We start from the raw sequence: 705 nt of genomic DNA, 5'->3' as shown, positions 1-705 counted from the left end.
GCCGGTAAGGTGGTGGCCTGAATACCTGAAAGCCGGGCGTTCTAACCGGTCAATTGCATGTTGTGGCTCGTGGGCTTTGCGCGCATAGCGTCTATCTCCGTGGCGCAAAGCAGAAGCCCGTTGCCACATGGAACTTGATCGCTTCGGCAAACCCCTTATCCTGCGTGGCCTATTCGAGGGGTTGGGCCCGTTCCTGCGTGGTGCCCGGGATCGCTGAAAGGATTCGTTATGCCAATTGTGTTTACTGGAACAGATGTCGTCAGGTTGGATACGTCCGGGTGGCCGGGGACCAGCATCTTCACCTATACCGGAACTGCGGAATTCTCTGCCGGGAGCTACACAGTCTTTGATGACAACTCTCCCGTCGGGATCGATGCGGATGATTACCTAATCACGCCTACACAACCTTATATAGGGTTTGTGTATATCCACCCGACCACTGGGGACGAATATGCAATATTCCAGTCGGTCGGTGACCCCAACGCATATTTCATCCCGCATTCCGGCGAGTTGACAGGGCATTTTTCAGCTTCTGGGGATACGATCACCTTGCAGGGGCGGCTGATATCGACCGCTGCGGTCAATTGTTTCCTGCCCGGCACGCGCATCGACACCCCATCTGGTCAGGAGCCAGTAGAGCTTTTGCAAATCGGGGATCTGATCTGTAATCAGCACGGGCGAAGCGTTCCGGTGAAATGGATCGGT

At 55.3% G+C, this 705-nt stretch carries 1 protein-coding gene; it reads left to right on the top strand.

The genetic code is table 11. From position 1 onward, the window contains the following. Window positions 1-228 precede the first annotated feature (228 nt). The coding region (locus BKY26_RS19000; protein WP_193600224.1) for a Hint domain-containing protein at window positions 229-705 on the top strand (477 nt) is incomplete at its 3' end.

The sequence above is a fragment of the Nioella sediminis genome (genome assembly GCF_001879695.1).
Classification (GTDB): Bacteria; Pseudomonadota; Alphaproteobacteria; order Rhodobacterales; family Rhodobacteraceae; genus Nioella; species Nioella sediminis.
Note: the sequence above shows the minus strand (reverse complement) of the source record. Positions and strands in the feature narration are given on the sequence as shown.